At 66.7% G+C, this 10,534-nt stretch carries 7 protein-coding genes; 1 reads left to right on the top strand and 6 read right to left on the bottom strand.

Annotation, left to right across the window (positions count from 1 at the left end):
• The 4 genes from A5652_RS25435 to A5652_RS25420 form a co-directional block, all read right to left on the bottom strand.
• Positions 1 to 844, bottom strand: an 844-nt coding sequence (locus tag A5652_RS25435; protein WP_082984079.1) for a PPE family protein, incomplete at its 3' end; no start/stop codon positions are given.
• 7 nt (positions 845 to 851) lie between these two features.
• Complete coding sequence (locus A5652_RS25430) at positions 852 to 1,151, bottom strand: PE family protein (RefSeq protein WP_067358555.1); 300 nt, start codon at positions 1,149 to 1,151, stop codon at positions 852 to 854.
• Positions 1,152 to 1,229: 78 nt separating this feature from the next.
• The gene (locus A5652_RS25425) at positions 1,230 to 2,507 is read right to left on the bottom strand and encodes a PPE family protein (RefSeq protein WP_067358554.1); all 1,278 of its coding nucleotides are present in this window, start codon (positions 2,505 to 2,507) and stop codon (positions 1,230 to 1,232) included.
• Between the two features lie 481 nt (positions 2,508 to 2,988).
• A complete protein-coding gene (locus tag A5652_RS25420; RefSeq protein ID WP_067358551.1) occupies positions 2,989 to 3,183 on the bottom strand; it encodes a ferredoxin in 195 nt (64 codons plus the stop codon).
• 252 nt (positions 3,184 to 3,435) lie between these two features.
• Here A5652_RS25420 and A5652_RS25415 point away from each other — a divergent pair, with 252 nt between their 5' ends.
• Positions 3,436 to 4,599 (top strand): cytochrome P450, encoded by a 1,164-nt coding sequence (locus tag A5652_RS25415; RefSeq protein ID WP_067358548.1) that lies wholly within the window; start codon positions 3,436 to 3,438, stop codon positions 4,597 to 4,599.
• Positions 4,600 to 4,642: 43 nt separating this feature from the next.
• On the opposite strand, the gene eccCa is transcribed toward A5652_RS25415, so the two are convergent.
• Together eccCa and eccB are read right to left on the bottom strand one after the other, a co-directional pair.
• Positions 4,643 to 8,809, bottom strand: a complete 4,167-nt coding sequence (gene eccCa, locus A5652_RS25410; RefSeq protein ID WP_067358546.1) for a type VII secretion protein EccCa — start codon at positions 8,807 to 8,809, stop codon at positions 4,643 to 4,645.
• A complete protein-coding gene (eccB, locus tag A5652_RS25405) occupies positions 8,806 to 10,323 on the bottom strand; it encodes a type VII secretion protein EccB (protein ID WP_067358544.1) in 1,518 nt (505 codons plus the stop codon). The genes eccCa and eccB overlap by 4 nt, the downstream gene beginning before the upstream one ends.
• Positions 10,324 to 10,534 lie beyond the last annotated feature (211 nt).

Genomic DNA, 10,534 nt, shown 5'->3' with positions numbered 1-10,534 from the left:
CCGCCACGAAGTTGTTGCCCATACCGATGCTGAAGTAGGGCAGACCCTCGGTGTTGTAGAACAAACCGGCAAACGGGGCGTAGCCGTTGACCGCCGTCCCCAGGTTGGTGGGCAAGACGGTCTGGCCGGTCAGCAGGAACCAGAGCTCGGTCAACGGATCCGTGGCCGCCTGAGTGGCCTGGGTGGTCGCGTTGGTCGTGGCGTTCGTGGTGTTCGTCGCCGCGTTGCTCACGATTTTCGACGTGTTGGTCGCCGTCGAGTTCGCCGTGGCGTTGGTGACCGCATTGGCCTGGTTGGCCGTGCCCGCGTCGTTGGTGACCTTCGGAGCGGGCTGAATGGTCGTCATGCTCTTGGTGAGCGTGGTCGACTGAGCCGCGTAGGTCGACATCGCGGCGGCGTCTTGGGCCCAGAACTCGCCGTACTGCGCCTCCAGCTGCATGATCAACGGCGTGTTCTGGCCGAGGACGTTGGTTGCCTGCAGCTGCTGGGACTGCATCCGGTTGGCCGCGATCAACGGCGGCGCGACCGACGACGCCAGCGCCGTCTCATAGGCCGCCGCCGCCGCCTGCGCCTGGGTCGCCGTCAGCTCAGCCTGAGCCGCGGTGGTGCTCAGCCACTCTGCGTACGGAGTCGCCGCCTGGGCCATCGCCGCCGAGGCTGTTCCCGTCCACTCCTCGCTGGACAGCTGCGTTATCACGGTCTGATAACTCAACGCAGCCGACTGCAGCTCCGCGGCAATCGCATTCCACGCCGATGCCGCGGCCACATACGAACCCGACCCCGGACCCGAATAGATCCGCGCCGAATTGAACTCCGGCGGAAACATCCCGTAATCCAACATCATCGACTCCTTAACCAGCCGCGGCGGCGTTGGCCGCCTCAGTCAGCGCGTACGACCCGGAGCTTGTGCTCAGGGTGTTGACAAACATTTCGTGGATCGCCGCAGCCTGAGCGCTGACGGCCTGATACATCTGCGCGTGGGCGGCGAACTGCGCCGCTGTCAGCGCCGACACCTCATCGGCGGCGGCCGGCACCACCCCCGTCGTCGGGGCCGCTGCCGCGGCGTTCTGAGCGCTCAGCGTTGAGCCAATGGTTTGGAGGTTGCCAGCTGCCGCTGCCAGCGCCTCCGGCTGCGTGGTCACAAACGACATCTAGATTCCTTCTTCCTTTACATCCGACCCGGTGACGCGCCGGGCCTGGCTTGCTGGTGGGTTCATCTGGCTTCTCCGTTATCCGGCCGATGGCGGTCGGGTCAGCACGCTGTAGCGGAACCCGTATTTGTTGACGTAGCCGGCCGCGGCGCCGCGCCGGCCCATGCCCCCCACCGGCATCCCCCGCAGCAGACCATTGGCCGGTGAACCGGGCGCCCCTGTCGCGCCGACGGCCTGGACGGGGGTGGCCTCCTCGGAGACCGCCGCCGGGCTGACCGCGGAGGTCAGATTCGCCCAGTGCTGGGGTACCGAGAGCATCCCCACCCGGGCGGCCTGCCCGGCACCCGCGGAGACCGCGCCCACGTGCCCTACCCCGCCGCCGAGGTTGCCCAGACCCAGGTTGGCGAACTGCGGGGTCGGGAACCATGCACCACCGGCACCCGCCGTGCTACCACCGGGACCGAAGGTCAGCTGCTGAGCGATCGACGAACTGAATTGCGCTATACCGTTCGAGAAGTAACCCAGACCCGTCATCCTCTTGAAGATCGTGTCGTAGAAGGTGGGGGTCAGCCCCAGGTAGTTGTTGGTCGGGGTCGGCAGCCCGGACTGGAAGAAGTTCTGAAGTGCGCTCGTGAGCCAGGTGAACGGTCCCGGATCCGAGGCGTTGGCGGCGGCCGTGGGCGCCTGTACCGCTTGAGTTGTGCTGAGCGACAACGCTTGTGACGACGCCAATTGCGAGGTGGTGTTGGCTGTGGTCTGTGCGGTGTTGCCCGCCGGCTGGGCCGCGGCTTGCTCGACCGCGGCGGCCTGGTTGGCGATCGCTTCCGGAGTGCTGGTGTTGGGCGGCGTCGCCAACGGCGGCAGCACCGACGCGGTCGCCGACGATACGGCGTAACCGGTCATCGCGGCGGCGTCTTGTGCCCACATCTCCATGTACTGCGCCTCGGTCGCCATGATCGCCGGGGTGTTCTGCCCGAAGAAGTTCGTCGCGACCAGGGTCGCCAGCAGCACTCGATTGGCCGCGATCACAGGCGGCGGCACCGTCATCGCAAACGCCGCCTCAAAGGCCGCCGCGGCGGCCCGGCCCTGCCCGGCCGTCTCCTCGGCCTGGGCGGCCATCGTGCTCAGCCAGCTCACGTACGGGGTGATCGCCGAAACCATCGACATCGATGCCGGCCCCACCCATGGCCCGCTGGTGAGCTCGGTAATGACCGAGCCGTAGCCGCTGGCGGCTACACCCAATTCAGCCGCAATCTCATCCCACGCGGCGGACGCGGCCATCATTGGCCCCGACCCCGGACCCGCGTACATGCGACCGGAATTGATTTCGGGCGGTAACGCCGCGAAGTCAAACACCGTGTCCTCCTCAGTCGGCCGGAAACGCGATCTCGGCTGTCACACAGGCATCAGTGGTGGCCATGGTCACGGCTCTGTAGACGACGCCACCGGTCGGCCGCTGCGCGCCGCGGGAGTCACCAGCGGGCCCCCTCGCCCCGCAACCCCGTCAGCCGGGCCGGCGGGCGCATGGTGACCAGTTGGCAGTCTCCGCAAAAGTGGTCTGCCACCGCGCTTCTCGGACTTCTGGTCGGAAACGACATGCACCTTCTGCCCCGGCTAATCTCCCGCTATCAGCAACCGAGCGACAGCTCGCGTATGCCCGAACTGCCGCCCGGCACTGAGATTAGTTCGTTACGAGGCAAACACCGACCCCACAAAGCCACCTGTTCATCAATGGCCAGCCACTGTTCATTCCCGGTCGGCGGGAGTTCATGAAAGGCAACGGATTGTTCACTAACCGTTTGCTTTCCGCCCGCTGCGGTGGCACCGGCTTGGGCCGTCAATCGTCTTCGAGAATCAGCGCCATCTCGGGACAGGACGCGACGCCGTCGCGGGTGGATTGCTCGTCCTCGGGCCGGACCTCATGCTCCTCGAGGATCGAATAGCCCGACTCGTCGATGGGGAAAAGGTCTGGGTCGACGGCATAGCACTGAGCGTGGCCCACGCACTTCGACTGATCCAGACGAACCCTCACGAGGCTTCCTCCCTTGCCGGCCCGGGCGGCCGGTGACTACTTCGCAACCAGACGGGCGTGCACTTCACGGTTCGGTAGCCAGATTAGCCGGTCGGTACAGTGTCCAGCATGCTCGCGAATCGCTTAGCGGCACCGGAAACCCCGGGCTAGCGTGGGCAGGCGGACCGTGTTCCGTTGCCGCGCATGCAATATTGATGCGCCGCCACGCGTTGATAGCGAGGGAGTGCAACAGACAACCGGAGACCGAAGCCCATGAACGATGGCCAACAAGGCTCGTTCTACCTACCCCGGCTTGATTTCGCGACGCTGCCGATGACCGTTGACCGGGGCCTCGGGTGGAAGACGTTGCGCGACGCGGGACCGGTCGTGTTCATGAACGGCCACTACTACATAACCCGGCGCGAAGATGTGCTGGCCGCACTGCGCAACACCAAGGTCTTCTCCTCGACGGTGCTGCAGCCCCCCGGCCACCCATTGCCGGTGCTGCCATTGGCTTTTGATCCGCCGCAACACACCCGCTACCGCCAAATCCTGCAGCCGTACTTCAGTCCGCACGCGTTGAGCAAGTCGCGTCCCGTGCTGGCGCGCCACGCCAGTGACATGATCGCGGCGCTGGCCGGGCGGGGCGGGTGTGAAGTGATGGCGGACTTCGCCCACCTGTACCCGTTCCAGGTGTTCCTGGACCTCTACGGCCTGCCACTAAAAGATCGCGATCGTCTCATCGATTGGAAAGACGCCGTCGTCAACGACAAGCCGTTCATCACCCGGACCGACATCGAGAAGTCCGAACAGCTGCTGGCGTACCTGGCCGACGCCATCGCACAGCGCAGGCAGAACCCGGGGTCGGACATGTTGTCGCAGGTGATGACCGGCAAGGGTGACTTCACCGACGTCGAACTGCTGGGCATGAGTCACCTGCTGATCCTGGCGGGCCTGGACACGGTGACCGCGGCCATCGGATTCTCGTTGTACGAATTGGCGCGCAGACCGCAGCTGCGCAAGGACCTGCGCGACAACCCAAAGCAGATCAGGGTTTTCATCGAGGAGATCGTCCGGCTCGAACCGTCGGCGCCGGTGGCGCCACGGATAACCACCGAATTCGTCGAGGTCGGCGGCATGACGCTGCCACCGGGCACCTCGGTGCGGCTGTGCATGGCCGCGGTGAACCGCGACGACAGCGACCCGATGTCCACCAACGAACTAAACATGGACGGAAAAGTCCACCGGCACTGGGGGTTTGGCGGTGGACCACACCGCTGCCTCGGTTCTCATCTTGCGCGCATTGAACTGACGGTGGTCGTCGCGGAATGGCTGACCCAGATCCCGGATTTCGAACTGCCGGAGGATTACTCCCCCGTGATCAATTACCCCTCAAAGAGTTTCGCGCTCAAGGAATTGCCGCTGCGCTGGGGCTGACACTTCGGTGTGACCCGGTCGGCCCCAGCGCAGCGGCGCCGTCCTACTTGCGCAATTCGGTCGCCGCGACCTGAACGAACACTCCGGTGTCCTCGGCCATCAGCAGGCCTCGGCCGCGAGGCAGCGGACCACCCTTCATCTTGCCGCGGATGAATCCCTCGTCGGGGTCGGCGTCCATCACCAGCAGCGGTGCGTTCGCCTGCGCCAGCGCCCGCAACATCGGGTCGCTGCCGGCCGAAGACCAGCCTCCGAAGGTGCGCGTGACAAGCACGTGCAGGCCGACGTCGGCTGCCCGGGTCACCCAGGGGGCGGCCTTGTGTAGCGGGGAGTCGAAACCCGCCGGCAACTGCTGGATGTCGTCGACGATCAAGAAGATCTCCGGCCCGCTCCACCAGTTGCGCGCCAACAACTCCTCGGCGGACAACCCGGGGGGCGGCTCGCGGCCGGCCAGAACGGCGGCCAGTTCGCCCATCATCGCCTGCACACCATCGAGGTTGTAGGCGAACTTCTCCACGTAGTCGGGGCCGAGCGTGGTCAGCAGCTGACGACGCGGGTCCACGAGCCACACCTGCGCCGAGGGCCGCCCGGCCGGCGGCGTCGGCGCGCTGGTCGCCCCGGGCGCGTACAGCCGGCCGATTTCGGACATGATCGTGGCCAGCGTCGTGGTGCGCCCACATTCGCGACGGCCCGTCACCATCAGGTGTGCGTTCTCGGCGAAGTTGAGGTAGACCGGCGACAGGTCCAATTCCGAGATGGCCCAAGCGATTCCGCCCGCGCCCACGCCTTGGCGGGTGTCGTGCGCGGCGAGCTCGCGAAGCTGTTCCACCCCGAACCTCGCCGGCAGCCGGCGCACCGGCGGAGCCTGACCGCTCGTGATCCGGCTGACGGCCTCGACGACGCTGTCGGACTCGAACCGGTTGTCAGGCGTGCCGGCCAGCGCGGGACGCGCGACCAGGGTGTGCAGACCCGACTGGGGGTCGGCGTCGAGGCGGACGTAGTTGACCGCGACCATGCCGCGACCCGGCTTGACCGGGACGTCCTTGGCGAACCGGGAACGCACCAGCTTGGCGTCTTCCACGGCGGCCAGCCGCAGCTCGACCCGGGAGCCGAAACCGCTGCGCACCGGCGGCCGCAGCTCGGACTCGCGATCGGCGGTGACCACCACGTGCACACCGAACGACGGACCCTGGTTGATGATCACGTTCACCTGCTCGATCAGCACCTCGTTTTCCTCGGCCAGCGCCCGGTAGTTGTCGACCACCAGGTAGACGTCGCCGAACCCGTCGCTCGGAACCGGACCGGGCTCGTTGCCGAACTTGCGCCGCCGGAAAACCTCCATCGAGGCGATCCCGTACTCGAGGAAGCTGCGCTTGCGCTCCCGCACCAGGGCCAGCAGTTCGGCCACGGTGCGGCGAACGCCGTAGGGGTCGGTGGGGCCGGCCACCTCACCGACGTGGGGCAGGCGGGCGACCGTGGTCAGCGCGGTGCTGCTGTAGGCCAGGCAGTAGAACTGGATCTGCTCGGGCGTGTGGGTCAGCGCCGCCGAACAGATCAGCGTCTGCAGCGCGGTGGTCTTACCGGAACCGCCGGCACCCAGAATCAGCACGTTCGCACCGGGCCCCGACGTGTCGACCGTCCACGGCGGCTGGTCGTGCTTGAAGGGACGGTCGATGATCCCGATCGGGAAGACGAGGTCCTGCGCGGTGCCGTAGTCCTGCTGCCAGGGACGGCCGAGGAATCGGTTCACCAGTTCGTCGATGGCGACGGGCTGGTTCAGCGGCGGCTGCCACAGCCGGTACGGCTGGAAGTCGATCTTGCGCAGCTGGTCGATGATGACCGTGCCGACCTTGGGCGTCCGGATCCCTTCGGAGTCGTCGTCCTCGGCCGCCTCGATCGGGAGCGCGTCGCCGTCGGCAAGGATCGCGGGGGCGGTGACCTCCGGCCCCCCGACGCTGACTTCCAGCGGGGTGAACGAGTTGGTGAACAGTTGCGGACGGATGTAGTCGATGCTGTGCACCAGCGCCGGCGCTTCCTCTCCGTCGTCGGTGAGGCCGCGCGGAAAGTAGTCCCGCCAGAGGAATTCGGCCTGGAACCGGGTGATGTCTTCCAGGCTGCGGCGGAAGTAGCCCAGACCTGCCTGGGCGGGCAGGTTGACCGCGTTCGGCACACCCGCCGCCTGCGCCGCACCGGCGGTGCGCGCCTTCAGCACCAACCGGTAACCCATGTTCTCCATGAGCTTTTCGGCGCGGCTTTCGATGGTCTGCGACGCCATCATCAGGTGGATCCAGTACGCGCGGCCCTGACGGCCGATCGAGTCGAGGACGTCGACGGCCGTCGGCATGATGCGGAACCACTCGTAGAACTCGTCGATGACGACCACGAGCATCGGCAGCGGCGCCATATCCTGGCCGCGCGCCCGCATCCGGCTGCGCACCGAGTTGTATTCCTTGGCGTCGTCGACACCGGCGCTGTCGCAGATCGCCTTGCGACGGGCGATCTCACCCCACAGCGCGTCCAGGAAGCGCTCCATCAACGCCTGGTCTTCTTCCAGGTCGGTGATGATCCGGGACACGTGCGGCACCCCGGCGAACGGCTTGACGGCCGACCCACCCTTGAGGTCGGCCAGCACGAACTGCAGCTCTTCCGGCGGGTGGCTGAGCATCAGCGATTCGATCACCGTCCGCACCAGGGTCGATTTACCCGAACCCGTCGTACCGGACATGACGCCGTGCGGACCGTCGCCGCCTTCGTCCAGCGATTTCATGTCCAAAAACAGCAGCTCGCCGTTGTCGGAACGCACACCGAACGGCGCCCGCAACCGCGACCTGCCCATCGAGTCGTTGCGGCTACCCCACAGCGCCTCGAAGTCGATGCGGCCCGGATCGTCGATTCCGTAGTAGGCCATGATGTCTCGGGCGCCGATGTGCGCCACCCGCTGGCCGATCTCCTCGTACGCCTCGGCGAGGCGCCAGCGCGCCAACTTCTGCGAGAACTCTTCCGCCTCGGCTGTGCTGATGTGGTCGGTGAGCGCGAAGAACCAGGGCTTCTCGTCGATGACCATCCAGGTGTCGCGGTCGCGGGGCAGCGCCTCGATCACACCCGTGTTGTCAAAACGCAGCGTGCGCTCCGGGACCGCGGTCCACATCGCCGAACCGGTGAGGTCGAAGAACGTCACGCCGTCGACGCCTTCGCCGCTGATCACGTACTCCCATTGCGGGTCAACGACATCGGCGATGATCACGGTGTGCGGTGTCGGCGTCTGGGCCGACGAACTGGCGTGCCGGGGTGTGAAAGAGCCACGGCCGGCAAACAATTCGGCCTGCTCGGCGGCGAACTCGCGCACCGAGCTGTAGACCATCCGGGCGTTGCCCGCGGCGTCCTGGCGGCGCGGGTCACCGAAGTGCGGCAGCCACTTCACCCAGTCCCATTCGTCCAGGTTCGAACTGACCACGATCATGCGCATGTGGTCGGGCCCGTGGGAGAACGCCAGCTGGCAGATGATCGCCCGCATCAGTCCCGCCGCCTGCTCGCGGTCCCCGGCCAGCGAGTACCAGGGCTCGACTAGCACCGAGATCATCTTCGGCAGGTTGTAGACGACGCTTTGATAGCGACCGAATTCCTGAAGCGCCTTACCGGTCACCGGCTCGAGCTCGATGTCGGTCGGCATGTTCTGGGGCTCGCCCCAGGTCACCTCGGGACGCGTCATACCGACGCCGACGCGGACCACGCCGAAGTTCAAGTCCTTGCCGTCGGGCTTGCGCTCCCACATCCGCGATGACCCGACGGCGGCGGCCAGCGTGGTGGGCGCCGGGTGGAACCACCGGTAGTTGGCGTCCATGCTGTCGGCCGATTCGTGGGCGGTCTCGCGCAGCATGTCCAGCATCAGCATGAACTGGGCGCGCATCGAGTCCAGCTTGGGCCGGCTCATCTGCTGCTGCCCGCCGAACCGGCCGCCGAACATCATCATCGCCACGCCACCGATCATGAAGATCGGGAAGATCGAGCCGGCGCCGCCGAACACGTGCGAACCGCTGGCGAAGGTCATCGCGACCATACCGATCAGCAGGCCGACCACCACGACGCCGACCACGATCAGCCACCAGGGCTTGCCTTCGGGCGGCGGGATGCTCAGCGGCGTCGGAAGGACGATGTTCTCCGGCTTGATTACCGGAGGCTTCTCCGGCGTCGGCCGCGCAAATCCACGTTTCACTTCGGTACCGCCAACTCTCCTGGGGACATATCCATCGGTAGCGTGTCGTGCGCCACCAGCGCATCCGCTCGCGACAACGCCGGGCCTTGCGGGAGCAGCCGCAGCGCCACCCACGGCGCCAGGCCCGGTTTCGTCTTCAGGCCCAACGCTTCTCGTACCTCGCGGGTGTCGTCGACCCCGAAGCGCGCACCCGCATCCGTGAGCCACCACAGCGATTCGGTCGTCTTGGCGCCGGGGTCGTTTCCGGTGACGGCCACGAAGTTCGCAAAGTCGGGGCCAAAGAAGACCTGGTCCGCTTCGCGCCCGGTGGTGTCCGCCTTGACCAGCGACACCACCTTGTTGACGTCCTTCGACTCGACCGGAATGGTCGCACCGGAGATGACCTGGACGCGGGCCCGGTTTTCACCGGAGGTCTTCTGCCACCACCAGCAGGTTGCCGGGTTCTCACGGATGTCCATCACATTCAGGGGTGCGTCCGGGTAGGACGACAGATCCAGCTTGTTGACCACCGGCATCTTCGCCAGCGCGGACGGCTCGACGGTCACCGGCTTCGTGTTGCCCGGTCCGGCGTTCTGCAGGATCTGGGCCACCAGCGGCGGCAGCGTCTGCACGCCGTCGGCCAACACCAATGAATACTGTTGCGGCCCACTGATTTGCGGGGTGACGAGCACCGTCCCGATCGGGCCGGGCGCGTTCGGGAACGACGCCCCGGCGCCGGCATTCTGGATCTGCGGCACCGTCAGTTCCGGACCCACCGGCAGCGCGTCGTACAGCGCGCGGCTCATCGGCTTCGCCGTGCTGACCTGCTCCGGGGTTAGCCCCAGCGGCAACAGCACCGATCGGTTCGACCCGTCGATGCGTGAGCGGCGCCCGTCCCGGATCACCCAGGCGTCTCCGCCGTAGTTCAGCACCACCGCGTCCGACCCGGTGAGCACCCGCCGGTGGTTGCTCAGATCGGGATTGCCGTCGATCACCGTGACCGTCACACTCGACGGTGCGCCGGCACCGGTCGAATTGGCCACGGTGTCGCAGACCAACCAGGACGACGCGGTGGGGCTGGTCGGGTGGAAGCTCGACGGTGCGCCCGGAATGCCCACCATCGGACCGCGCGGCAGGGTGGCGATCTGGTTGGCCTTGACCAGGTGCGGGTTGTCCGGGCGGCCGGTGATGAGGCGCGCCGAAGCCAAGTTCAGGGCCGGGTATAACTTCTCGCCGACGCGGACGTAGAGGGCGCCCGAGTCGCGGTCGGCGATGATCGGCGACTCGTTGATCTGGCCGGCCGGGCTGATGAAGGAGTAAAGCAGCGCGCCCAGGCAGATCACCAGCGCGGCGGAGATAGATGCCACGATGGCCAGGTTCTGACGCCGGCCGGGCTCGACCTCCATGCGGACGCGCCACCGGGTCAGTGCCATCGCGGTCCGGCGCGCAAGGAACTGGTAGCCGGTCACCTGGGTCCGGGTCGACAACCCGAGGCCGTAGCCCGACCCGCGCTGCCCGCGACTCTCTTCCGCCACTTAATTCACCATCCGGTCTGCTGATGCGTCTGAATATTGTTCCTGCTGGAACTGGTCCAGCGCGAAGTACATGACAACGTTAAGGCACCTGCACGGACCTCGCCACGCGGCGCCAGAGCGATTCACTTCTACATCTCTTTATGCACCCGGATCCGGCGGCACCCAGCGCGCCGGAGCCCAGCGAGGCAGGCCGCGCCATACGCCCCTGAGC

This window comes from Mycobacterium sp. 1165178.9, from assembly GCF_001673555.1.
In the GTDB taxonomy this organism is placed as follows: domain Bacteria; phylum Actinomycetota; class Actinomycetes; order Mycobacteriales; family Mycobacteriaceae; genus Mycobacterium.
This window is presented reverse-complemented; position numbering and strand designations above follow the sequence as displayed.